Source organism: Vibrio spartinae (assembly GCF_024347135.1).
GTDB lineage: Bacteria > Pseudomonadota > Gammaproteobacteria > Enterobacterales > Vibrionaceae > Vibrio > Vibrio spartinae.
Map to the genome: position 1 here is coordinate 2,035,111 of NZ_AP024907.1, position 26,082 is coordinate 2,061,192.

The window sequence follows — 26,082 nt, forward strand, 5'->3', positions numbered from 1 at the left end:
CATGTTTGAAGTGTTCACCCAATTCGCCGACTGGCTGACTAATTCAGTGTTTTCACTGTCACCTGAGTCTAAATTGGGTGACGCTGTACATTTTTTTATCGAAGATGTCAGTAAAATCTATGTTCTATTGGTTGTGATGATTTATGTCATCGCCTTACTGCGAGCATCTCTCAATGTTGAGCGTGTCAGAGATTATCTTGCAGGCAAGCACAAAGGTGTAGGATACGTCTTAGGGGCTGCTTTCGGCGCGATTACACCCTTTTGTTCCTGTTCTAGTATTCCCGTCTTTTTGGGCTTTACGTCAGCAGGGATTCCCGTTGGTATCACAATGGCCTTTCTGCTCACTTCGCCACTCATCAATGAAGTTGCAGTTTTACTACTGATGAGTCTGCTGGGATGGAAGTTCACATTGGCATACGTTGCAATCGGGATGCTTGTCGGCATTTTGGGGGGCGTATTTCTGGATTTCATCAAGGCCGAACGATGGCTACAAGATTTTGCAGCAAAGGCCCTGAAAAATGCGCACAACTGCACCGCAACTACAACATCGGCAACACCACAAAAAATGACGTTTTCAGCAAGACATCAGTTTGCCAAAGATGAGGCCGTCGAGATTTTTGGCCGGGTGTGGAAATGGGTGATTATTGGTGTCGGTTTGGGGGCCGCCTTACACGGTTTCGTCCCTGACGGCTGGATAGCACAACACCTCGGTGACGGCCAATGGTGGTCAGTCCCTGCGGCTGTACTCCTTGGCATTCCACTCTATTCTAATGCCACCGGCGTTATTCCGGTGATGGAGAGTTTAGTCGTCAATGGACTACCTATCGGAACCACATTGGCATTTTGCATGAGTACCGTTGCGGCCAGTTTCCCTGAATTTATTTTATTGAAACAAGTGATGCAATGGCGATTATTGGTCACCGTCTTTTTGATGTTACTAGTGTCCTTTACTTTGGTCGGATGGCTATTTAACGCCTTATCCATTTATATATGAGGTGAACGATGAAAAATATTAAAGTACTTGGCAGTGGCTGTGCAAAATGCACAAAAACAGCAGAACAGATTGAGAAAATTGCGGCTGAACTCGATGTAGAAGCCAATGTGACAAAAGAAACCGACCCACAGACGATAATGCAGTACGGTGTCATGAGCACGCCAGCCGTTGTCATTGATGAACAGCTTGTTCATTCGGGTTCGATCCCTCAACCAGCCCAGATAAAAACGTGGCTGAATAGTTAAGCAACTTAAATTTGAAGTCCTGGCTCATGTGAATATTGCATTTCGATCGGCACTGTCGTGATTGTCGAGACGCTTTTGTGATGCTGGATATTCAATGAGAAGAATAAGGTAAAGTTATGATTGTTATACATCACAACCCTGAATGTGGTACATCGAGAAATGTTTTGCAGATCATTCAAGATGCGGGATATGCCCCGGTCATCGTGGAATATTTACAAGATGGCTGGACGCGAAATCAGCTCATGGGGCTTTTTGCAGCGGCGAACATCACGCCTCGTGAAGCGCTGAGAACAACAAAATCTCCTGCCAAAGAACTGGGATTACTCGATGAGAATGTCGCCGATGAAACCCTCATCACTGCCATGCTTGAACATCCGGTGTTAGTCAATCGGCCCATCGTCTGCTCCCCTAAGGGAGTCAAATTATGTCGACCAAGTGAAGCGGTGCTGGATTTACTCGACAAGTGGCCGGCTGGTCCATATTTCAAGGAAGATGGGGAGCAAATTTTGGACGCACAGGGGCGTTTATCGGAGCGTAAATAAAATCAATAAACAATGGGGATGCGACTTCGTCACAACGGCTTGGTATTTATACTATCAGGCACGATACCGTCAGTATCCTTTGTGAATCATATTCATACCGCTATGTCGAGCCAGCGTTTTCACGCTGGCTTGCTATTCAGTGTTTTTCAAGACAGTCGTCACGCCCCAATTTCACCAACCACTTTCAACAAGACCGGCGCCCTCTTCTGCTTTACAAACGTAAATGGATTCTTTGAGACCGGTTGCTTGTTCATATTTCGCTTCAACAGCCACTTTGACGGTATCAACCAAGGTCGATGGGAGCAGCGCAACGACGCAGCCGCCAAAGCCGCCACCGGTCATTCGCACCCCGCCTTGTTCGCCAATCACCGCTTTGACGATTTCAACTAAGGTATCGATTTCTTTCACGGTGATCTCGAAATCATCACGCATCGACGCATGTGACTCCGCCATTAATTGCCCCATACGGTGCATATCATGGGCGCGCAGTGCTTGGGCAGCTTCAAGCGTCCGCTCATTTTCAGTGATGACGTGACGGGCACGCTTAGCGACGACTTCATCAAGTTCTGCGCGTCTTTGATACAATTGCTCAATAGTCACATCACGCAGAGCTTTGACCCCAAAAAGACGCGCTGCGGTTTCACATTGCTGACGACGCGTGTTGTATTCACTGTCTACCAAACCGCGTTTTTTATTGGAGTTAATGATGAGTACGGCCATATCTTCTGGCATCGATACGGCTTCGGTTGCCAGACTCCGGCAATCCAATAGCATGGCGTGGTTTTCACGACCTTGCGCAGAAATCATTTGATCCATGATGCCGCAGTTGCAACCGACAAACTCGTTCTCCGCTTGCTGACCATTTAATGCGATTTCAGCCTGACTGATGTCAAGATCGAAAAGCGCTTTAAACGTCTGTCCGATGACCACTTCAAGCGCCGCTGACGAACTTAATCCCGCCCCTTGAGGAACATTGCCGCTGACAGCAATATCAACACCACAAAACTGATAACCGCGAGCCAGCAAGCACTTGATAACGCCGCGAATATAGTTCGCCCACATTTGATCTGGCTGAAATGTGATCGCCTGAGTGAGGTCGAATTCATCGATGGCATTGTCATAATCAACCGATACAACCCGCACCAGATTGTCATTGCGTTTTGCGGCGGCGACCACAGTTTGATAGTTAATCGCACATGGCAAGACAAAACCATCATTGTAGTCAGTGTGTTCACCAATCAAGTTCACCCGACCGGGGGCTTGAATCATATGGCTTGGTGCATAGCCCAACACTTGTTCAAAGTGTTTTTTCACATCTTGGATACAATCAGACATAGGGACGCTCTCTTAAACATAAAAATTGGAATGGGATAGCACGCTGAACCTGACTTTTATCTGTTCAGCCGCACTATCCCGTGATTCGTCATCAGCCGTATTCGCGGGCTTATTGCGCTTTGTAGTGCACATCGCTCAGGTCACGCAGACGCTGCGCCGCTTGTTCGGCGGTGAGATCGCGTTGTGCCTCAGCCAACATTTCATAACCCACCATGAATTTACGCACCGACGCACTGCGGAGTAGTGGCGGGTAAAACACCGCGTGTAATTGCCAGTGTTCAATGTTTTCCCCTTCCGCATCCGCTTCGGTAAAGAACGGCGCATAGTGCCACCCCATGCTGTAGGGAAAAGCACATTGGAATAGGTTGTCGTAACGGCTGGTCAGCTTTTTGATCGCGACGGCGAGATCGTCACGTTGCGCATCACTCAATTCATTCATGCGGCGGATATGGGTTTTCGGCAGCAGCATGGTTTCAAATGGCCACTCAGCCCAATAAGGCACCAGCGCGAGCCAGTGTTCAGTTTCAACGACAGTGCGCGAGCCGTCTTTTCGTTCAGCTTGAACATAATCCACCAACAAGTTGCTGCCATGCGTTTGGTAATACGCTCTCTGGTGATAATCTTTGCGCGCGATTTCGTTCGGTAAGAAGCTATTCGCCCAAATTTGGCCATGCGGATGCGGTTGAGAGCAGCCCATGCTTTCGCCCTTATTCTCAAACGCCTGAACCCAAATGTAGTCTTTGCCGAGCGCTTCGATTTGCTCGTTCCACGTATCAATCACACTGCGGATGCTGTCCACGGGAAGCTCTGGCAAGGTTTTGCTGTGATCAGGAGAAAAACAGATCACGCGGCTCAAACCCCGAACGCCTTGAGTTTTGAACAGTGGACTGTCTGACTCTGGCGCATCGGGTGAATCCACCATCAGTGCGGCAAAATCATTGTTGAACACATATGTGCCTTGATAATCCGGGTTCACATCGCCAGAAATACGCGCGTTTGTCGGGCACAGGAAACACATCTCATCATAGCTGGGTAATTGATCCATTGCAGGTTGCTCATCGGCACCACTCCAAGGCCGTTTTGCGCGATGAGGTGACACTAAAACCCATTGACCCGTCAGTGGGTTGTAACGGCGGTGTGGGTGATCCACAGGATTAAATTCAACGTTCGACATCTTATTCTCAACTCTTCATATTTTTCTTTTCGCTGCATCCCCATAAAATTGCGGGATGCAGCCAGACCACATAGAAAGCACAGGTCACAACACTGCAACTTTATTCATGCTGGGGAATAACCTTGTGGGTTCTTAGATTGCCAATGCCAAGTATCGGCCGTCATCTCTGCCACGCTGCGGGTTGCTTGCCAACCCAGTTCACGTTCTGCTTTTGCTGTACTTGCCCAACATTCAGCAATATCCCCCGGACGACGGGGACACAACTCATAACGCACCGGCTGACCGCACGCCGCACTAAAGGCTTCCACCATGTCAAGCACGCTCGATCCTTTACCTGTGCCGAGGTTATAAATGTGTAATCCTGACTGTTCACCAACTGTTTTGAGCGCGGCGATATGGCCTTCGGCTAAATCCATGACGTGAATGTAGTCGCGCACGCCCGTGCCGTCGGGTGTCGGATAATCGTGACCGAATACCGACAGATACTCTCGACGCCCTATCGCGACTTGAGCAATAAATGGCATCAAGTTATTGGGGATGCCTTGTGGATCTTCGCCCATCGTGCCAGAGGGGTGCGCACCGACCGGATTAAAGTAACGGAGCAACGTAATACTCCAGTCCCCTTCGGCAAAAAATAAGTCACTCAATCCCTGTTCCACCATGTATTTACTGCGCCCGTAAGGATTAGTGGTTGCACCGGTCGGTGATGCTTCGGTAATCGGCACCGTGTCAGGATCGCCGTATACAGTGGCAGAAGAACTAAAGACCAGACTTTTTACACCGGCTTTACGCATACACCGCGCCAGTACGAATGAGCCGTTGACGTTGTTGTCATAATATTCCAACGGTTTTGCAACGGACTCGCCCACCGCCTTGAGACCGGCAAAGTGAATGACCGCTTGAATATTGTGGTTTGCAAATACTGAATCCAAGAAGACTTCATCCCGGACGTCGCCTTGATAAAACAAAGGTTGTTGGCCCGTGAGTGCTTCAATTCTGCTTAATACTTCTACTTTGGCGTTAGACAAATTATCGATAATGATTGGCTCGATACCCGATTCAATGAGCCGGACACACGTGTGACTACCGATATATCCCATTCCGCCTGTCACCAGAACTTTCATTGTTGATTCTCCTTTCCTCATTTCGGATGATTCCGTTGGGTCGTTACACTTTGAAAATTGCGACGTCTTTCGTTAATGCAGAGGAAACCCGGCTAATATCACCATGCACACTCGCGATAGCATTGGCACTCCGCGTGATTTCATCGCTCAACGCGTTGGACAGTTCAATCTCTGCGTTCAGTTTCTGCATCATCGCGCACTGGGTATCTGACGCCTGAGAAATACCTGAGTTAATGGTATTGATCTCACCGACGGCCTGCTCAGCCAGTTGAATTTGTTCAATCACGGCTAAGGTGCTGTTGCGGCTTAACTCGCTACTTTTGAGAACCTGAGACATTTGTCCGACAATTTGATCCGATGAATTGGAAAACTGCATCAGAAACTGATCAATTTCGATGGTGCTGCTTCGTGTTTTCGAGGCGAGTGCCCGTACTTCTTCAGCAACCACCGCAAACCCCTTGCCTGATTCACCGGCGCGCGCCGCCTCAATCGATGCATTTAACGCTAACAAATCCGTTTGATCGGCAATTTTCTGAATGGAACTCAAAATGTGACTGATCCCCTGCGAGACCGTTTCCATCACACCGATTGATGATGAGATTTGCGTGGTATTCTCGCCTAAAGTGATCACCGTGTTTTCAGCAATCATACCTTTTTCGACCGCTTCACCGACCTGATGACTGACTTGCCCGGCTAACTGCATTGCCTGATGTGTTTGTTGTTGGATGTCCAGTGATGACTGTTGAATATCATTGATAGCATCCGACAAACTGTCACTTTGCTGGTTATAACTGGCGACCGTCGAAACATTGCGCCCAATTTGCACATCAAGCGCTTCTCTGGCTTCATTCAACGCTTGGTTCGAGCCAGAGATGTTTTTAAATAAAGCCTGTAAATTGTCGATAAAGCCATTGACTGACTGAGAGATATCACCGATTTCATCTTGGCGATTCAGATTAATTCTTTGGGTTAAGTCAGCATCACGACCCGATAGACTTTCCATGAGCTGCTTTAATTTTGATAACGGATTGAGTTGGGTATTCAGGATCATTAAACTCATCACCAGCATAATCAATGCACAAAGTGCCATATACTTGGTAATATCCTGATTGATTTTATCGATGATTGTATTGATATAGCCATAATCAATATATGAACGTAAATACCAGTTTGAACCGGCAACCGTGATCGTATCCGTTTGCTTTAACGTTAAATTGGATTTACTGGTTGAATAAATAACATTATCCTGCTCATCCAGTAATTCAAAATAAACGCCCGGCACACTGTACCGTTCAATTAACTCACCAATTAAGCCCAAATTGATAGTAAAGAAGTCCACAACCCCATTTTTCTTTTTTGAAATCATGATCTTTGCCTGACCATTTTTTGCAAAAATTTGCGTGATTTTAATTCCGTCAGGGTGGTCATGAGCTAAGTTGATATAATATTGGGATTGCGCTTTATCTAAGCTGCCTGTATCGCTTAACGCCGTTTTGTTAATCAACTTGACAACTTGTTCATAACCGAGCTTTTGCTTGGTATCGCGAATACCAATGATGCCAAAATCAAGGCTCTCTATCACCGATATATCGCGTTCAATCGACTTGCTGATTTCACTACTGATTAAATTTACATTACTCGCCATACGACTGTCGTAAGTTTTATTAATATAATCACCAATCACATATTTAACGCTAAAATACGCACTCATAATGGTGATAATTAATGACATCCCAAACAAGGTAATAATCTTATTTTTTAACGACAGCGGTTTCATATATCGGTCCAGATAAAAAGGCTCTTGAACTTTGTGCGGCTAAATATCACTCACCTCAAGAGCAAATGGCAGAGGCTCCCAAGATAGGCCAGCATACTTACCGCTGGCCTCGCGATAGGATTAATTCACAATGTTAATCAATTACCACCAAGCTTCGACTTGCACACCGTAGTTGAACGTGTTGTTACGCTTGTTGTTGTCAAAAGATTTTCCTTCATCATCTTTCAAATAAGTCACGAAGAAGCGAATTTCGGGACGAGCGAAGAAAGATTCACCGGCAGAGATGGCATGGGCAAGCGTGAATTTTGTACCGCTAAACTTCTCTTCAGAACCTGAGTCCTTCGTTTTATCTTGGTCAAAGTAACCGACTTCTAACATGGTTTTGTTGTATGGCGACCAGATATAGGTCGGACGCGCGACAAATGAGAACAATGTTTCCTTATCGAGCCCGTCACCATGATCTTTCACGTTACCGTAAGTAAGGACATGATCGATCACGACATTCTTGCTTAAGTTCACATCACCGGTACTGATGAAACGAAAGCCTTTTGCATGACTCACATCACCACTCCAGATGTCATACCATCCACCGCCTTGCGAGATAGCATTTTGTGCCAGCCCTTTGTCCATGTATTGCAAGACAAACTTGTTATAACCCAATGAAAAGTTCTGACTCAGTTCAGCGGTTAACATCAAACCGTTGTCGAAATTTTCCGTCAACTCTTTTTGTTTATCGGTTGGATTCACAATCGCATAGTCAACACCGAACTCAGTCCACGAACCTTCCCATGGGCTAAATCCTGCGTAGCGTAAATCTAAGTAATAGGTATTCAGATCACCGTGACTGGTTTTCTTACCACCATTCCATGTGGCCAACTCATTATCGGCGCGGATGACTGCGGCTGACACCGCACCGGTATCTAGCTTCATATTTTCAATACCGGCACCATAACCGGAAACATTCCAGTATTTAGTATCAATAATGTGGATATCATGACGCTGATAAAAACGTTTCCCCGCCCAGATAACAGCATCAGGTAACGCCGGAATATAGCCCTTTGCCTGAATATTTAACTGTTTAATGCCAAAATTGGCACTGTCATCTTTGCTGTTTTCAGATTCAAGGTTTCCGTCTGACGACATTTCAATCATACTTTGAAAATACATTGACCGGCCGTCTTCATTGAATAACTCTTGCCCTAAACCAATTTCAGAATAGGTATCAAATTCATTCCCCAAGCGGCCTAATTTCGTTTTGTTAAACTCATCGCCACCTTTCGTCCCCCCCCCATCAGAATTCGCACCGATACCAGCCCGGACATAACCACTAAAATCGACTGCGAAAGCTTGAGTGGCAGATAAAGCGCTTAAAATAGCGACTGTCAATATTGCTTTTTTCATCTTAATTTCCTTTTGTTTTATTTTTGAGTTATTGGATGGGTAAATATTGCCATGCCATTAATTCAGGCAATACTTACCCGTGAGATGAATATCATCTCATTTTTAAATAGGGTGATTGATATCCGCCTAACTTATTAGGCGGAATCGTTATTTATTATTTTTGATAACGATGACTTGATAAGGTTGAATCATTATATTCTCCTGAACTGCATCACCTGTATTGACATTAATCCATTGCCCGTGTGGAATATTCACAGTTTGCTGTTCATCCATAAAGTTCATCATAAATAAATAGCGCGACTGTTCATCTTCACGCGTTGTCACTGACACACCGTAAGGAATATTGTCAATGGGCTTGCGAATCCCATGTAAATGCGTAAGTGCGGTATAGAATAACTGGTTGAATTCTGTTCCAGTGCGGGCGGCAATATAATAAGCGCAACCTTTACCGACTTGATTTTTCGTGATGGCCGGGCAACCCTCAAATAGATCCTCGCGGTAATAAGCCAGTGCTTCTGCCGTCTCTAAATGAATATGTTCCATTAAGTGCTTGGCCTGAAATTCACCGCTAAAACCAAGACCGGAATGCACTTCCATGGCAAATGCAACGCGCTCATGGTCATAGAGTGAATCAATCTCTTCAGCCCAAATGCCGAATGTGCGCCGCAGTGAACTCCCTTCTCCGCCGGGGAAGCCACCCAAAAAGCACAGATCATTGTGATCAACAATGCCACTCCAATACGTTGCGACTAATATGCCGCCCTGCTCAACAAACGCTGCCAGACGTTCAGCAACACCCGGTTTGATGAGGTACAGCATCGGTGCAACAATGACTTTGTAAGGCGTAAAGTCACAGAGCTGTTCAATGATGTCGCAACTGATTCCTTGCTGCCAAAAACCCCGGTAATGATCACACACGGTTTGTTCATAGTTCAGCCCTTCATTGCGAGGGCCTGAAGCATCATCCATTGCCCAACGGTTTTCCCAATCAAAAACAATCGCAACTTCCGCCTGCGTGCCGGTTCCCGCGACAGCATTGATCTGTTGCAGATACTCACCGACAGCGGTCACTTCCCGGCCGGTACGCGTATTAGCATGCCCCACATGATCAATCACGGCTCCATGAAACTTCTCAACAGAACCACGGCTTTTTCGCCACTGAAAATACTGAACAGAATCAGAACCATGCGCCACAGCTTGTAATGAAGACAGTAAATGAACACCGTCTTTTTTGAGTTTCGTAATCGGCTGCCAGTTAGTTTGACTTGGGGTTGATTCCATCAGTAAAAACGGCTGGTTTTTCAGGGTACGCATCAAATCATGGTACATCCCGATATAGCAAGCGAGTGCAACCTCATCGCGGTCACGGTGCCATAGCGGATAACTGTCCCAAGAAACGACATCAATTGACTTCGCCAGCGCCCAATAGTTGTAATCGTAAAAATACTCCATAAAGTTTGCCGTGGTCGGTAGATCCGGATTGATCGACTTCAGCGGTGCAATTTCATGCTCGCAGAAGTTGGCGACCCGGTCCGTACAGAACCGTTTCCAATCCAGTTTCAGTGCGTGCACGGAGTTCTCTCCAATCGGAGATGGTGACTCAATTTGTTCCCAACTGGTATACGTATGGCTCCAGAAAGCACTCCACCACAGCTGATTCAGATTGTGGAGCGAGCCGTACTTGTTTTGCAGCCACCCCCGAAACTCAGCCTGGCAGTAATGACAGTGACAATCGCCACCATATTCATTGGAGACGTGCCAGCCGATCACCGCAGGATGGTGGCTGTAACGTTCTGCCAATTGCGTATTGATGATTGCCACTTTCTCGCGATAGTTTGGCGAGCTGTAACAATGGTTATGTCGTTCGCCATGCAACTGTTTCACCCGTGCACTGTTGACCCGAAGCACGTCAGGGTATCGCGCCGACAACCAAGCAGGACGAGCGCCACTTGGTGTTGCCAGAAACACAGAAATGCCATTGTCTGCCAAGGTATCAAGGACGTTATCCAGCCATTCAAACTGAAACGCCCCTTCAACCGGTTCAAGCGCGGACCAACTAAATATACCGACCGACATCACGTTACATTGTGTCTGCTTCATCAGTTCAATGTCTTTGGCTAAAATATCCGGCCTGTCTAGCCACTGCTCAGGGTTGTAATCAGCCCCATGGAGCAAACCTTTTATCTTGGGAATAATATGTTTTTTATAATTCATTATTGACCTTTAAATACTTTCAATGACGGTAAAGCATTACCTTCAAAATCAAACAGCGCTTGGTTTTCCCATGAGTTCCCCATGTCCCCTTTGTTGCCACTATATTTCATGCCGGCTTTCGTGGACCAAGTTGCACCATCAATCGGTAACCATGCCGGCTCCCAGTAATAGAGACCCAAACCTTGTCCATCAGGCAGTTCATTCAACAGCGTCATGATGTCAGCCAAGTATTGTGCCTGACCCTTGATTGAGACGCTGTACCCTTCAATCGGGCCTGATCCGGCGTAGCTGTTACTGAGTGAGTCCCCATTTTCAGCGGTAAAAGGAAAAGCCGTTTCCACCAATACGATCGGCTTGTGATAGCGACGGATCACATCATTCATATTGGCTTTGACTTTATCGATGGGTCCATGCCACCACGGGTAGTAAGACATACCAATCACATCAAAATCGACGCTGCGTTTGGTGATTTCATCAAACCACCAGTGGAACAGGCCGTTGTCCCCCGCTTCCGCGAGATGCAACATGATTTTGATGTCTTTACCACTGTCGTTATCATGCACGGCTTGAATGCCGGATTTCAAAAGACGTGACAGGCGGTCGAACTCTTTGCCATCTTGCCCCCAACTCTTGCCGTCAGGCCATAGCATCCCGCTATTTAACTCGTTACCGACCTGAACCATGTCTGGCACAACACCTTTGGCGTGGAGTGCTTTCATCACATATGCGGTGTAGTCGTAGACTTTCTCAGTCAGATGCTCAAATGTCAGTTGCTGCCACGCTTTGGGTTTTTGTTGCTGCTTCGGATCCGCCCAGAAATCGCTGTAATGAATATCAAGCAGGAATGACATGCCGTTTTCCTGTGCGCGTTGACCAAGCTCGATGGCTCGTTCTAACGTATTATTCCCGCCACCGAACACTTCACCACTGGCAGACATCGGGTCAACCCATAAACGTGCGCGGATCGAATTCACCCCATTTTCTTTTAATATGTTGACCAGATCTTCCTGATGACCATTTTGGTAATATTTCCCGCCTAACTTTTCTATTTCAGGCAACATAGAAATATCCATACCCCGGATAAAATCAGCGCTCAGGTGTGGCGCAGTGATCACCACATCCCCTGAGTCGGCATTCATATCAGCACGATGATTAGCCGATGAATTCGCGGATTGACAGCCAGCCAGAGCCACTGCCGCACTAATGAGTGCAACCTTTAATTTTCTATTCATATCTTTCTCTCTCGTATTAGCCTTTCGTACTACCTGCTGTTAAGCCAGATACAAAGTATTTTTGTAGTGATAGATAGAGCAGCGCGACAGGGATTGAAATCAGGACGGCACCTGCGGCATATGTGGTATAACTTGCGCCCATTTTTTCCACGACCAAATTATATAAACCGATCGGCAAGGTATAATTTTCCGGTGTTCTTAAAATCGTGGTTGCGAGAATAAAGTCGCCTAATGGCCCCGTGAAAGAGAATAATGCGACCACCGCAATAATCGGTTTGGAAATAGGTAATATAATTTCCAGAAAAATACGAATATGACTGGCACCATCCATTTTGGCCGATTCATCCAGATCCTTTGGTATAGCGTCTAAGTACCCTTTCATTAAATATGTATTCATCGGGATCATCCCGCCGACATAAACCAGCACTAATGCAAGATGGCTATTAATCAAACCCAACATCTGTGCCAGAACAAATATCGCAATCAAGGCCGAGAATTGAGGGATCATCTGCAACAGAAGAAACAACATCAGACCATTTTTTCTGCCCTTAAAGCGAAATCGTGAGAAAGCATAGGATGTACAGGACACACAGATCAGCGTGAGAACCATGGTCAAAAAGCTGATTTTCAAACTATTCCAAAACCAAGTCAGATAGGCGACTTTGTCATTGGCAAACAGCGTGGCATAGTGGCTCAGCGTTGGGTTATCCGGAAAAATGGATTCTCCCATGATGCTGTTGCCCGGATAGAATGACGCGCCAACCGTCCACACTAATGGGTAAATAATGATCACCGATACCAACAGGATCAGGCCGTAGCTCAAAGTCAGTCGAATGCGATTACTACGTTTAATACTCATATTATTGCGTTTAATACTCATATTGTTATCTCGCCTCTTCTTTGAATGACTTGGTCATCCGGAATTGCCACAGCGCAATACCGACTACGAAAATTGACAGTAGCAAGGTAATTGCAGATGCCACCCCGTATTGCGATGAAGACATCGTCAATTTATAAATCCATGACACTAAGATATCGGTGCCGCCCGCATTACTCCCAATAACCGCAGGACCACCATTGTTAAACAGATAAATAATATTGAAGTTATTGAAGTTAAACGTGTATTGCGTGATCAGAATCGGTGCAATGGAATACAGTACCAGCGGTAATGTGATAGTTCTTAACTGTTGAAATTTACTCGCACCGTCCATCGTGGCCGCTTCATACAGATCACCGGGGATCGCCTGTAACACCCCGGTTGTCATGGCAAAGACAAACGGGAAACCGAGCCAGGTCTGAATCATGATCAGCGCAATTTTGGTCCAGAATGGGTCGGTCAGCCAAGCTCTCGGTTCAATACCGAAGAAGTCGAGAATCACATTGTTGATCACGCCAAAGCTGTCGTTAAACATCCCGGTAAAAATAAGAATGGTCACAAAGCCCGGTACCGCCCAAGGCAGAATAAAGATAGTCCGGATCAATGGCTTAAATTTAAGGTCTTTCTGATTCACCAGAATCGCCAACAGAACCCCGACGGTACATTGCAGCGTTGATGCAACTAGCGTCCAGACGACCGTCCACTGCAAGACATCAATAAAAGTATTGCGCCATAAATTAATATGGAAAATGTTGAAGAAGTTCTTTAACCCAATCCAGTCAACCAGTTTCGCAGGTGGTGAGTTGTACAGGTTGTAGTTGGTAAAACCAATGGCAAAACCGAAGATAATCGGAAACACAACCACAAAGACTAAGAGGATAAAACCGGGGCTGATCATCAGATAAGGAAAACCGGCATTGATGATATTGCGGTACTGAACGCGCAATGAGTTCAGCGGGCGGCCTTGATCAAACAACTGGCCGTTTTTATAGGCATCATTGATACTCAGGACATACACGACTAAACCAAATACCACCACAAGCGCAGCGATAATCCCATGTGCGAGCAGGAAAACTGAGTTGTCTTCAGGGAGGTTTTCACCCAGTGTGACCAGCCCCCACATACCGTGGGAAATAAAGTCACGCGTGACGGCATAAAAACTCGTGAGCAAGATGAAAAACATCATGCCTTTGACAAACTGGCGGTTATAGAACTGGCCAAAACCGGGGATTAACGCAAGTATGGAGGCCGTCAATCGGTGGGATCGATATAGTCCCGAGTCATGCTTAAAATGTTCACTCATGTCAGGTATCACTTACAAACTCCATTTCAGAAAACATCTGAGGAAAACTTCTGGCGTCTGTCAGCCCAAGCCAAAACGGGTACATAGGGCTAACAACTGCTTTCGCCAGAACGATATTTACCAGATCAATATTCACTAGAAAAATATTCACCAGACAAACACTTTCTAGAGCAATATTTACTAGAACAATATTTACTAGAACATATTGATTAGAGAAATATGTTTAAATTATTGACCCATCATTGCGTGGTTCGCTTCAATTTGCATTTGGATGCTTTCTACCGCAGAGTCGAGTGCACTTTTCGGATCTTGTTTATTGGTCGCAATCAACTGCAAGGCGCTGTTGGCTGGTCCCCAGACTTCATTCATTTCTGGAATGGAAGGCATTGAAGTCGCGTGGATGGACTGAATCGCGACCGCACTTGCACCCGGGTCATTTTTGATGACTGGATCGTTCACCAATTTTTTCACGGCCGGAACCTCACCGGTCAGCTCAAAGCGGTGCTTGGCATTCTCATAATTATTGATGAACGTAATAAATGCTTGCGCGAGTGGTTTGTTTTTCGAGAAGGTGGAAATGCTGTAACTCTTCACCCCCATAAATGATCCCATTGGCTGACCAGATGGCAATTTCGGAAGTGGTGCGACACCGTAGTTGATGCCCGCTTCTTTATACGGCTGGAGCGACCAAGGGCCCGTTTCAACAATCGCGGCTTTGCCCGAAGTGAATAATGAATCAATAGCATTCAGTCCGTTATTGCCAATAATGCCCGTCGGAAAGACTTTCGACTGGTAGAACTTCTGAATGAATTTTGCGCCTTCTATCGCCCCGGGAGTGTTCAGTAATATTTTATCGGGGTCGTAAGAACCGTCGGCTTTTTTACCGAAAATATCGCCCCCCATCCCGTTTAAAATGCCATAGGTGTAATAAAGCTCATCCCATTTAGCTAACAAACCGTATTTATTTTCCTTGCGAAACGTCTTCGACAGCTCAAATATCTCGTCCATCGTATCCGGGAGCTTCGCAATAAGGTCTTTGTTGTACACCATAAATAATGTTTCAACCGACTTTGGCAAGCCGTAGAGCACACCATTATATGTCAATGCATCAATCGAAGATTGCGTAAAGGTATCGGTAACCGCTTTATCGACCTGAACCGGAGCAAGCAGCCCCTGAATAACGGCCCCGCCAATCTGATCATGGGGAATCAAAACAACGTCAGGACCGGTACCCGCCGGGCCGTCCATACGCAGAGATTCAACCTGACCACCGTATGGCATTTCAAGCACTTTCACGTTCACATCGTGTTGTTTCTCAAATGCTGCAACTGCTTCTTCATTACCAAAAGACTTTTGAATGTCTTCCCAGACTAATAAGGATTGCTGCGCCAACACCATTGGCGAACAGAATAGAGCCGTCACTGCGAGAGCAGATATTTTTTTACTAAATTTATTATTATTCATAAAATTTCACGCCTTCGTTTTTGGTAAAAAATAAAATTTATGGTGCAAATATGCTCTTTTGTGTTATTTTTTCCATAGATGCAATTCATTGACGTGATATAAATCACCATAACTGACAGCTATTGTGATAAAACAAGCAATTAAAAATAAAATTTACTAAATAAAAGACGAATTAGATCACACACTTTATTCATTATCATTTATGAGGAACTGAAAATGTCTTCGATTCAATTATCCAATGTCGTAAAACGTTTTGACGATACCCAAACCATTCACAACGTAAACTTGTCGATAGAAGAAGGTGAATTTGTGGTATTTGTCGGTCCATCTGGTTGCGGGAAATCGACGCTGTTGCGGATGATCGCCGGTCTGGAAGATATCAGTGATGGCGCTATCTCTATTTCAGGAAATATTGTGAACGACACGCCCCCGTCAGAGCGAGGCGTCGCCATGGTATTTCAATCTTATGCGCTCTACCCGCATATGACTGTTGCAGAAAATATGGGGTACTCGTTAAAGGTGAACAAAGTGCCAAAAGAAGAGCGTGAGAAAAAAGTGCAACTGGTCGGTAAAGCACTCCAGTTGGAACATCTGCTTGATCGTAAACCGGCCCAACTGTCAGGCGGGCAGCGCCAGCGCGTTGCCATCGGCCGGGCAATTGTCAGAGATCCCAAAGTCTTTTTATTTGATGAGCCGCTCTCAAACCTTGATGCTGAATTACGTGTAGACATGCGCCTGCACATTGCAAAATTACACCAAGAACTGAAGTCAACCATGGTCTACGTCACGCACGATCAAGTCGAAGCCATGACACTAGCAGATAAAATCGTGGTACTGCGTGATGGAAAAGTTGAGCAAGTAGGGTCACCGATGGCGCTGTACCATCACCCAGTAAACCGATTTGTTGCCGGATTTATCGGCTCGCCTAAAATGAATTTTCTGCCTTGTACTGTTGAAGGCTGGGATGAAACCAGCTTAACGGTGACGCTGGATGTCGGTCGTTCAATCACCTTACCGATCAAAACCGCGCAAATTGAAATCGGCAAAACACTCACATTAGGGATTCGGCCTGAACACCTCACAACAAGTTCGGATATGATCACGCTCGCATTCCAGTGTGAAGTAGTTGAGAGACTGGGAGGCATGACGTACATCTTTGGCCAATGTGGCGGTGTGGATGACTTTAAGTACCTCCATCATGGGGATACAGAGGTACAGCCGGGTGAGTCAATTTCGTTATTTACATCACCTTCCCATTTACACATTTTTGAACCTGATGGAAGCGTCATAAAATTTGATTCTGTACAATCAATGCATTAACGCTCTGGCACCAAAGTGCATTTTAAATGCGCTTTGGCATGTAGGACCGTCCGATAAAAATAATATAGGGTAATCTTTTGGCTACACTTAAAGACATTGCACAAAGAGCTAACATTTCTACTTCTACGATTTCGCGCTTTCTGAACGAAGACCCGACTTTATCCGTCAGTGAAGATAAAAAGCGGGCGATTTTGGAAGCCGTCGAGTCACTGGGTTATCAATCCCCCAAACGGAGTAAAAAACAGTTTATTCATCATGAAGCCCCCAAAACAAATGAGCCGGTTGGCGCACATGTGGTGATGTTGAACTTTTTAACCCCCACACAAGAAATTGACGACCCGTATTTCACTTCGATTCGTGCTGGTATTCAAAATCGCTGCTTAGAAAAAGGCATTGATTTAAGAACACTCCATTTAGATCAAGTCGATACTAATCTCAAACTTATAGAAAACTCCCCTGCCCTGATCGCGGTCGGACATTTCGCCGACCATGTTGTCGATACATTATATAAAGCGAACCGCAATATTATTTTTGTTGATTCGAATCCCTTGGGCAGCAAAACAGATGCCGTTCTAATTGACCGGTTCGCCTTATCCGAAGAAGTGATGCAGAATATATTAAAAAACCGCTGCAAACGTCCTGCTTTTATCGGCAATAATGAAGAACGCTTGCATGTTTTTCGGAAAGTGACCAAAGAAAACGGCTTGTATCACGAGACGTTATGTAAAGTCAGTAAAGAATATTGCATCGAATCCGGATATCAAGCGATGAAAGAAATGTTACGCCTCGATGAACTGCCTGATGTGGTTTACGCTGCGACAGATATGGTTGCTGTCGGTGTTTATCGCGCCATTTATGAGTGTGGGCTAACCATTCCGGGAGACATACAAGTCATCGGAACCAATGATATCTCGTCAGCCCGGCACATGAGTCCAAGCCTGACAACAATGAGACTATTTCCGTTTGAAATGGGAGAAATAGCAATCGATATGTTTATTGAGAAAATGGCTGGCAGGCCGTATAAAAAAACGGTTTTATTTGGTCATGAATTTATATGGCGGGACAGTTTTAAAATGGCATAACTTTGCTGCACTTTTTATTCAAAAGGATTGGTTATTCAAAAGGATTGATTATTCAAAAGGATTGGTTATTCAAAAGGGCTTATTATTCAATAATAATTGGTTATTCGAATGAGTCTGTTATTCAAGGCCGTCATATTGTGCAAAATACGTCATATTGTGCAAAAAATGTCATGACAAACGAGTAGACTTAATTATTTTTCACAAAGACCATCTTCACAATTATCTAAGTAAATTTACTTAGATAATTCCCCCATCATCACAACCACACAAAATAATCAATTCAAATCCCCACAACACTTTGATTAATCACATCAATATTAAAATCCATTGCTATTCTATTCCTGACGTCATTCAAGTGACGATAACGTGAATCGATAATAAACGGTGGAACAATGAACAATACCCTAAAAACACTAGCAATCTGCAGCTCATTAGTGACATCAGGCTATTCTCACGCGTTGATTAAAGGCGCGGATATTAGTTGGATAACTCAGATGGAAGACAGTGGCTACGAGTTCTACAACGATTGGGGCTATCGACAAGATGTCCTGTCAATCTTACGAGACCATGGCATGAACGCCGTGCGTTTACGTGTGTGGGTCAACCCGCGTGATGGTTATTACAATTCACTTGAAGATGTGATCGTCAAAGCAAAATGGGCCAAAGCCGCCAATATGGATGTGATGATCGATTTCCACTATAGCGATACGTGGGCAGATCCAGGCAATCAGTGGAAACCTGCGGCATGGGCGCAACTCAGCTTTGACGATTTAATGGCACGCGTCTGGTCTTACACTCGTGACTCACTCACGACCTTAAAAGCTGCGGGGATTACCCCAAAATGGATTCAGGTCGGTAATGAAACCAATAACGGCATGCTGTGGAATGATGGTATGGCTTCAAGCCACATGCGTAACTATGCATGGTTATTTAATAGCGGACGCAACGCCGCTAAAGAAGTCTTCCCCAATGCCAAAGTCATTGTCCATTTAGCCAATTGCCATGACAGCGCCAATTTCCGCTGGATACTGGATGGATTACAGGCCAATAGTGCCTGGTGGGATGTGATAGGAGCCTCTTCTTATCCCAAGAATGCGACCGGCCTGTCTTGGCAAGAAGCAAACAAGCGATGCCTGAATAATCTCAATGATCTGGTCAATCGCTATGGGACTGAAGTGATGATTACCGAAATCGGTGTCCCCTGGGATGACCCTGAATCTAAACGTATCGTTGCAGATATGATCCAAAAAGTACGTCATGTCAATCAGGGCAAAGGGATCGGAATTTTCTATTGGGAGCCACAGGCATATAACTGGCAAGGCTATACCCTAGGCGCATGGAATCCAAATACCCGCCGCCCGACAGAGGCGCTGGATGCTTTCCTTGAATAATGCATAACGGAGATTCCCGGCCCCTCGATCATCAGAGGGGCATCATGACGGCCTAAGCCATCGTTATCCGATTCCTGAGATTGGCCGTCACGGCAAACTGCCCGTCAACCGTAATCACGATGGCTTCCATACCATCAATTTGATTCACCGTCTCTATAATACTTTGCGGGGCTAATCCAAACAGCTTGGTGGTGTAAATGTCACAATTTAATGATTGATCGGCAATAATGCTTAACGAGGCCACATTGTTATCGACAGGATAACCGCTGTGACTATCAAAAATGTGGTGGTACTGATTGCCATTGTGTTTAAAGGTTCTTTCATAAATGCCAGAGGTGACTACCGACTGATTTCTTATCTTTACCTTGGCAACACAATGGCCTCTCGGTTGAAAGGGATTTTGGATCCCGACATCCCAGTCAAGATTATTTTTCGGTGACTCTCCGTAAACCAGCAGATTACCACCAATATCAATCATGGCTGATACCGGCTGTTTTTCTTTGAAAAAATTCATAATCTTGTCGCTGAAATAGCCTTTCGCAATCGCCCCTAAGTCGATTTCAATCCCCTCTTGGGCAAAGAATACCGAACAACGCGCATCGTCCAGAATGATATTGGTCGGGTCTAAACAGCCCAAGACGTTGTTGATTTCTTGTTGGTCAGGGACTCTCGCTTCTTTAAAACCGACCCGCCAAAGTTTAATCAATGGACCAATAGCAATGTTCAAAAAGCTATTGGGGTCAAGGCTATGTGCCCTGCCGATCTTGATGAGTTCATACAAGTCTCGATCAACGACGACCGGCTCTTTCACCGCTGTCGTTTTCAATGCATATAGTTGCGATTCCTTGTTGTTGGCACTAAAAACCTGCTCATAATGTCTTAATAGCGCACACGCTTCTGCTATCCATTTCTCGGCCTGTTCCCCCTTAAAATAAAGGCGGATTTTCGTCCCCATCAGATCTATCAATTGATTGGCGTCAGTCATGAGTTATCCTCCTCCGCATTCGGTTTCATTTAATCCGTCCGTTTCTTTTAATCCATGCGTGGCTGTATATCTTTATTGTGCAGAAATGAATCCAGCAAACCTTGATCTAACGCGGATAGCTCTCTGTCGCAATGATGGGCGATAAAGTAATCCAGATTTAATTGGTCCATAGGCAGTTCATAAACATTGTACTTTGAAGGACTGGGCGCAATTGCCAGACTTTCAGGAACAAAAGTAACCCCGAGATCTGCCATCGCAAGGTGTTTCACAGTGGTGATTTCACGGCTTTCCATAATGATGTCGGGCTTCACTTTATAAATACTTAATAAATAGTCTATTTGCGCTCTGATAGCAGACCCTCTGGAAGTTAATACCAGCTTCTGTCGCAATAAGTCTTCTATGGCAATACTGCCAGGTACAATCGTGCCGATATCCGCTTGATAAAGCTCACAAGACTGAGGAATAATCGCAAAATAGCCATGTTTTCCCCATGTCACAGCAAGTAAATTCGGGGCAATATTGTTTGAGTTCTGCCCGATAAAAAAGTCCACCTCTCCCTTTAATAGCCGTTTTTCATTGTTTTCCGGTATATCTTCCACCAACTCGACTTGGCTATTGGGGTATCGCGATAAAAATTTTGGCAAAAACAATGGCATGAGGTAGCTGCCAATACTGCCTAAGATGCCGATTTTAATCGTCGTCTTATTCACGTCATTTAAGGCTGTGATCTGCCTGCGCATATTGGCGTAAACTGTTTCGAGAGCGCTCAGGTAATCGTAATAAATTTTGCCTTGTTCGGTTAAACGGTAAGGCAGTTCACTGCGGTTGATGATCTGACAGTTCAGCTCATTTTCAATCCGTTTGATGACCTGTGTTAAATACGGTTGGGAAATGTAGAGGGAATCAGCAGCCTTACTGTAATTGCTAAACCGCAACAAAGCATCAATATGATGTAAGGTGTTTTGGTTGTGGTACTTCGACATCTCTGGCTCCCTGCCTGTGATTCACTTTTCCATAATAACAAATTACTTATTAATAGTTAATATATTGCTATTAGATAGCCGTTTAAGACTGTGTTACAACAGTAACCAGAATCTAATTATGGTTATTGTAAATATAGGAAACTTCTCATATGAACTATTTAGCAATTGTTGGCACCAATTCTCATGTGTCAACAAACCGTATGCTGCTGCAATTTATGAAAGAGCACTTCAAAGAAGACGCGCAACTTGAGCTCTATGAAGTCAGAGACTTGCCAGCTTTTTACGAAGTGAAAGACGATCAAGTCCCTGAGGCAGTTGCAGCACTATCCGCTAAAATCCTTCAGGCTGATGGGGTCATCATTGCTACGCCTGAATACGACCACGCGATCCCTGCGGTACTGAAAAGCGCATTAGAATGGATCAGTTATACCAGTCAGGCGCTGACCGACAAGCCTGTGCTGATTGTGGGTGCATCCCATGGTTCACTAGGATCTTCACGTGCTCAAGCCCATCTTCGCCAGATCCTTGACTCACCAGAATTAGCCGCACGCCTTATGCCAAGCAGCGAATTCCTGTTAGGAAAATCGCAAGCGGCCTTTAATGCTGGCGGCACTTTAATCGATGAAGATAAGCGAGCTGAGCTTGATGAGATTTTTAGAGAATTTATGCTGTTTACCCAACTCATAACAAAACTCTTATCAGAAAAAGTCACCATCAAAAAAGACAAAAAATACGTTTGGCAAACTCAAGAGGCATAAGAGAAATGAAATTTACAGCAATCGTCGGAACCACTTCTCCAAAGTCCCACAACCGGACACTGCTTCAGTTCATGCAAGCGCATTTTAAGGACAAAGCAGATATCGAGCTGTTGGAAATCAACGACGTTCCTATGTTTAATCAGGACAACCCGTCCAACAATCCACAACTGCTAGAGATCAATGAGAAAATTATCGCGAGTGACGGCGTTATTATTGCAACTCCCGAGTACAATCACTCGATTCCGTCTAGCCTGAAAAGTGTACTTGAATGGTTAAGCTACGAGCTTCATCCGCTTGATGGCAAGCCCGTCATGATCATCGGTGCATCTATTGATTCTCAAGGGTCTTCACGTGCTCAGTTGCACCTGCGTCAAATACTGGATGCGCCTGGGGTCAATGCGAACGTGATGCCTGGATACGAATTCCTACTGGGCAATGCCCACACAGCTTTTGATGAAAATGGTCAGTTGAACAGTGATGGCACAATCGACTTTTTAGACATTTGTTTCTTACGATTCATGCGTTTTGCCAAGATTTCAAATCAATTGAATGAAGAAGAGGCATTCTCATTCACGCCGGGCACTTATGACGTTCACGCGCTGGGTCACGGGGGCGCGCTCCCCATGAAAGTGGCGTTCAGCGAGAATAAAATTGAAAGTATTGAAATTGACACCGGTAATGAGACCGAAGGTCTGGCAGATGTGGTATTCGTGCGTATCCCAGACAAAATCATCGAAGGTCAAACGTTGAATGTAGATGCTCTGTCTGGTGCTTCTGAAACCAGTCATGCGGTTCTTGATGGTGTAGCGAAAGCAGTGAAACTGGCAGGAGTTAACCCTGACATCTTAAGACGTCGTCCGAAACCAGCCAGTAGCTTAAACAAGGGTGACGAAGAATACACCTGTGATGTGGTCGTTATTGGTGGTGGCGGCGCAGGTCTAAGTGCTGCGGCAACCGTTTTACAACAAGGGAAACGTGCCATTGTACTGGAAAAATACCCAGCCGTAGGGGGAAATACGATCCGTACCGGAGGTCCAATTAACGCGGCAGATCCTGAATGGCAGCGTACTTTTGAAGAAAACCCGGGTGAAAGACACACCATTGAATCGCTTCTAAACACCGATGAAAGTGATATTCACGAAGAATATCTGGATGACTTCCGCGCTTTAAAGCAAGAATTTGCGGTTTACCAAGAACAATTTGGCCAAGCGAAAGGCTACTTGTTTGATTCACCGCTGCTCCACAGAATGCAGACTTATTTCGGTGGTAAACGGACTGACCTTCAGGGCAACAATATCTATGGCCAGTATGATCTGGTTAAAATCTTAACCGATCGCGCTTTAGAGAGTGTTCAATGGCTTGAAGATATCGGTGTGGTGTATGACAAAGATATCGTCTTTGCCCCGGTTGGTGCGCTATGGCGCCGTGGCCATAAGCCAGTGAAAAAATACGGAACGGCCTTCATTCTTGCGTTAAGCAAATATATAGAAGACATGTCAGGAACCATTATTACCGATAGCCCGGCGAAAGAATTCATCATCGAAGATGGTGAAATTAAAGGAGTCATCGCAACGGGTGTCAACGGGCAGAAGATCACGGTTCGGGCGAAAGCGGTTGTTCTGGCGACTGGCGGATTTGGTGCCAATACCAAGATGCTCAAACAGTACAACACATACTGGAGCCACATTGCTGACGATATCAAAACAACCAACTCCTACGCAATGACCGGTGACGGCATCCTGCTTGGTCAATCCGTGGGGGCTGGGTTAACGGGGATGGGCTTTACTCAGATGATGCCTGTCGCAGACCCGAACACCGGCGAGCTGTTCAGCGGCCTGCAAGTTCCACCAGAGAACTTCGTCATTGTCAACAAACAAGGGAAACGTTTTATCAATGAATTCGCAGGACGTGATGTATTGACCAAAGCGGCATTGGCTGAGGGAGGACTGTTCTATCTGATTGCGGATGATGAAATCAAGAAGACGGCAGCCAATACCAGTCAGGAGAAAATTGACCGTCAAGTTGAAGCGGGTACCCTGTTTAGAGCCGATACACTTGAAGATTTAGCCATCAAAGTGGGTATGGATCCGGCCGTGCTGGTGGATACCGTAAACAAGTACAACAGCTATGTTGAAGCTGAACACGATCCTGAATTCCATAAAGATACGTTTAGCTTGAAAGTGGAAAAAGCGCCTTTCTATGCAACGCCACGACAACCAGCAGTGCACCATACCATGGGCGGCCTGAAGATTGATACGGCAACACATGTTCTTGATGAAACCAACCAGCCGATCAAGAATCTCTATGCGGTTGGAGAAGTCGCAGGTGGTATCCACGCGGGTAACCGTCTTGGTGGTAACGCCCTGGCTGATATCTTTACGTTTGGTCGCATTGCAGGACAAACCGCAATTGCAGAAATGAACTAAACACACTCATTTGAGTCACAGAGGGCAAGCAACACTTGCCCTCTTATAAGTCCAAAAAAGACAACGTTCCCAAAAGTGTGATCACGATAAAACAAGCCAATACACTCAATTTCATAGCTAAAAAGCCAATAAATCATCAATAACCCTCAAGCAAAACCGATCAACTGTATAGATAATTCCCACCAATTACTAATCATAAAATCAATAGTATGAAGAAAATCAAATTTACCACGCCAAAAATAGGGAACGATCCCAAAAAGTGATCAAACCGAAAGTTTCATTCAAATAGCAAATGTAATCTCTAAATTCATCACCAAGATGAAATCAATGAAATTCAATCAACGATTGGATCCCCAGAAAATAAGAATGGTGGATGAAACCACTCATGGGGCTCAAGCATAAGTAACTTTTACGGAGTATAACGATGAAAACAAGTGGTATTTTGAAATTATCAGCTGTCGCCCTACTGACTTCTGCTGCACTCAATGTTCATGCGGGAACCAGCGTGACCAATGAAATGGGAACATTCGCGATTCATGGTGATGTGGAGTTTAATAATGACTACCGTAACCAAGAAACGGCCGGTCCCGACACCACGACTTATGATCAAAATGGCCGTCTTTTGATTGGTGTTGCCGGTTCTCGGGATGTGGGGAGTAATGGCTATATCAATGCAAATGCTGAAACATTGCTGCATCTCGATGGTGACATCACTGCCGATGATGCGTGGATTGCAATCGGTGAAAAAGCGGACTGGGAAATTAAAATGGGACGCTTTGAAGCATATGACCTCTTCCCTGCAGGTCAGGATACAATTGTCAATTACGCCCAAGACGTTTATATGACCAAGTATGCCCGTGGACGTAGTGACAATGGTCAGATCAATTTGTCCAAAACGACTGAACGCGTCTATTTCGAGCTCAGCACCAACTTTATGGCCAACGATGACGATAATATCAACGCAAGAAATAATGCGGTGTTTCTTCGTCCGGTCGTCGCCGCCACGCTGACTGACTCATTGAAATTAGCCGTCGGCGCAGAAATTAACGCAACTGCTGATGAAGAAGATGCGGCTAATGATTTTTCCGGTTATGGTGCAACGCTGAACTATACCATGGGTGACCTCAATATGAATGTGAGTTATGCCGCCCGTGACTTTGATGATACCACCAACCAAGAAGATACTACCTACGGTGTCAACGCGCAGTACCAAAACTTCTTTATTGCCTATGTCTATGCCGAAACAGATACAGGCACAACAGCGAAAAGCACCACCGTCTATTCCTCGTATAAATTCGCCAACATTATGGATGTAGAAGACTTGGCGCTGTACGCCGGTGGCTATTACTCCGACGTAAAAGATTCTGACAATACCGACAGCGGTCTACGTCTGCGGGTTAAATATCTGTTCTAAATTCCAACCACACTGCCTGTCAGCCCTATATCTGTTGTAAC

Annotated in this window: 21 protein-coding genes; 9 read left to right on the plus strand and 12 right to left on the minus strand. The window is 45.4% G+C overall.

All coding sequences use genetic code 11. From position 1 onward, the window contains the following. Position 1 precedes the first annotated feature (1 nt). The 3 genes from OCU60_RS09035 (at position 2) to arsC (ending at position 1,781) form a co-directional block, all read left to right on the plus strand. The gene (locus tag OCU60_RS09035; RefSeq protein ID WP_074372562.1) at positions 2 to 994 is read left to right on the plus strand and encodes a permease; all 993 of its coding nucleotides are present in this window, start codon (positions 2 to 4) and stop codon (positions 992 to 994) included. An 8-nt stretch (positions 995 to 1,002) separates the two neighbouring features. Next, a complete protein-coding gene (locus OCU60_RS09040) occupies positions 1,003 to 1,239 on the plus strand; it encodes a thioredoxin family protein (protein WP_072957720.1) in 237 nt (78 codons plus the stop codon). A gap of 116 nt (positions 1,240 to 1,355) precedes the next feature. Next, entirely contained in the window at positions 1,356 to 1,781 is a 426-nt protein-coding gene (gene arsC / locus OCU60_RS09045; RefSeq protein ID WP_074372563.1) for an arsenate reductase (glutaredoxin), read from the plus strand. Between the two features lie 171 nt (positions 1,782 to 1,952). Here the strand turns inward: arsC and galK are convergent, their stop codons facing one another. The 10 genes from galK to OCU60_RS09095 form a co-directional block, all read right to left on the minus strand. Continuing rightward, positions 1,953 to 3,116: a galactokinase gene (galK, locus tag OCU60_RS09050; protein WP_074372564.1), complete on the minus strand. Its 1,164-nt coding sequence runs from the start codon at positions 3,114 to 3,116 to the stop codon at positions 1,953 to 1,955. A gap of 109 nt (positions 3,117 to 3,225) precedes the next feature. Then, positions 3,226 to 4,290 (minus strand): UDP-glucose--hexose-1-phosphate uridylyltransferase, encoded by a 1,065-nt coding sequence (locus tag OCU60_RS09055; protein WP_074372565.1) that lies wholly within the window; start codon positions 4,288 to 4,290, stop codon positions 3,226 to 3,228. A 104-nt stretch (positions 4,291 to 4,394) separates the two neighbouring features. Further along, on the minus strand, positions 4,395 to 5,414 hold the full coding sequence (galE, locus tag OCU60_RS09060; protein WP_074372566.1) for a UDP-glucose 4-epimerase GalE: 1,020 nt from the start codon (positions 5,412 to 5,414) through the stop codon (positions 4,395 to 4,397). A 43-nt stretch (positions 5,415 to 5,457) separates the two neighbouring features. Further along, on the minus strand, positions 5,458 to 7,191 hold the full coding sequence (locus OCU60_RS09065; RefSeq protein WP_074372567.1) for a methyl-accepting chemotaxis protein: 1,734 nt from the start codon (positions 7,189 to 7,191) through the stop codon (positions 5,458 to 5,460). A 141-nt stretch (positions 7,192 to 7,332) separates the two neighbouring features. Continuing rightward, positions 7,333 to 8,592 carry a maltoporin gene (locus tag OCU60_RS09070; protein ID WP_074372568.1) on the minus strand — a complete coding sequence of 420 codons (1,260 nt, stop codon included), beginning with the start codon at positions 8,590 to 8,592 and terminating at the stop codon, positions 7,333 to 7,335. Between the two features lie 147 nt (positions 8,593 to 8,739). Beyond that, on the minus strand, positions 8,740 to 10,806 hold the full coding sequence (locus OCU60_RS09075; protein ID WP_074372569.1) for a beta-galactosidase: 2,067 nt from the start codon (positions 10,804 to 10,806) through the stop codon (positions 8,740 to 8,742). Then, positions 10,806 to 12,038 carry a glycoside hydrolase family 53 protein gene (locus OCU60_RS09080; RefSeq protein ID WP_074372570.1) on the minus strand — a complete coding sequence of 411 codons (1,233 nt, stop codon included), beginning with the start codon at positions 12,036 to 12,038 and terminating at the stop codon, positions 10,806 to 10,808. Before OCU60_RS09080 ends, OCU60_RS09075 begins: the two co-directional genes overlap by 1 nt. Positions 12,039 to 12,054: 16 nt before the next feature. Next, entirely contained in the window at positions 12,055 to 12,918 is an 864-nt protein-coding gene (locus tag OCU60_RS09085; RefSeq protein WP_074372571.1) for a sugar ABC transporter permease, read from the minus strand. Positions 12,919 to 12,922: 4 nt separating this feature from the next. After that, complete coding sequence (locus tag OCU60_RS09090) at positions 12,923 to 14,218, minus strand: carbohydrate ABC transporter permease (RefSeq protein WP_074372572.1); 1,296 nt, start codon at positions 14,216 to 14,218, stop codon at positions 12,923 to 12,925. Positions 14,219 to 14,446: 228 nt separating this feature from the next. After that, positions 14,447 to 15,682 (minus strand): extracellular solute-binding protein, encoded by a 1,236-nt coding sequence (locus tag OCU60_RS09095; RefSeq protein ID WP_074372573.1) that lies wholly within the window; start codon positions 15,680 to 15,682, stop codon positions 14,447 to 14,449. A 216-nt stretch (positions 15,683 to 15,898) separates the two neighbouring features. Between OCU60_RS09095 and OCU60_RS09100 the strand changes: the two genes are divergently transcribed. From OCU60_RS09100 to OCU60_RS09110, 3 genes are all read left to right on the plus strand, one after another. After that, positions 15,899 to 17,002, plus strand: a complete 1,104-nt coding sequence (locus tag OCU60_RS09100) for an ABC transporter ATP-binding protein (RefSeq protein WP_074372574.1) — start codon at positions 15,899 to 15,901, stop codon at positions 17,000 to 17,002. A 77-nt stretch (positions 17,003 to 17,079) separates the two neighbouring features. Further along, positions 17,080 to 18,084 (plus strand): LacI family DNA-binding transcriptional regulator, encoded by a 1,005-nt coding sequence (locus OCU60_RS09105; protein ID WP_074372575.1) that lies wholly within the window; start codon positions 17,080 to 17,082, stop codon positions 18,082 to 18,084. A 392-nt stretch (positions 18,085 to 18,476) separates the two neighbouring features. Further along, positions 18,477 to 19,475, plus strand: coding sequence for a glycoside hydrolase family 53 protein (locus OCU60_RS09110; RefSeq protein WP_074372576.1), 999 nt, complete (start codon positions 18,477 to 18,479; stop codon positions 19,473 to 19,475). Between the two features lie 52 nt (positions 19,476 to 19,527). On the opposite strand, the gene OCU60_RS09115 is transcribed toward OCU60_RS09110, so the two are convergent. Then, positions 19,528 to 20,460, minus strand: a complete 933-nt coding sequence (locus tag OCU60_RS09115) for an FAD:protein FMN transferase (RefSeq protein ID WP_074372577.1) — start codon at positions 20,458 to 20,460, stop codon at positions 19,528 to 19,530. A gap of 47 nt (positions 20,461 to 20,507) precedes the next feature. Beyond that, positions 20,508 to 21,443, minus strand: coding sequence for a LysR family transcriptional regulator (locus OCU60_RS09120; protein WP_074372578.1), 936 nt, complete (start codon positions 21,441 to 21,443; stop codon positions 20,508 to 20,510). A 149-nt stretch (positions 21,444 to 21,592) separates the two neighbouring features. Between OCU60_RS09120 and OCU60_RS09125 the strand changes: the two genes are divergently transcribed. The 3 genes from OCU60_RS09125 (at position 21,593) to OCU60_RS09135 (ending at position 26,041) form a co-directional block, all read left to right on the plus strand. Then, a complete protein-coding gene (locus tag OCU60_RS09125; protein ID WP_074372579.1) occupies positions 21,593 to 22,201 on the plus strand; it encodes an NADPH-dependent FMN reductase in 609 nt (202 codons plus the stop codon). A gap of 5 nt (positions 22,202 to 22,206) precedes the next feature. Next, a complete protein-coding gene (locus OCU60_RS09130) occupies positions 22,207 to 24,627 on the plus strand; it encodes a flavocytochrome c (RefSeq protein ID WP_074372580.1) in 2,421 nt (806 codons plus the stop codon). 424 nt (positions 24,628 to 25,051) lie between these two features. Further along, entirely contained in the window at positions 25,052 to 26,041 is a 990-nt protein-coding gene (locus OCU60_RS09135; RefSeq protein ID WP_074372581.1) for a carbohydrate porin, read from the plus strand. Positions 26,042 to 26,082 lie beyond the last annotated feature (41 nt).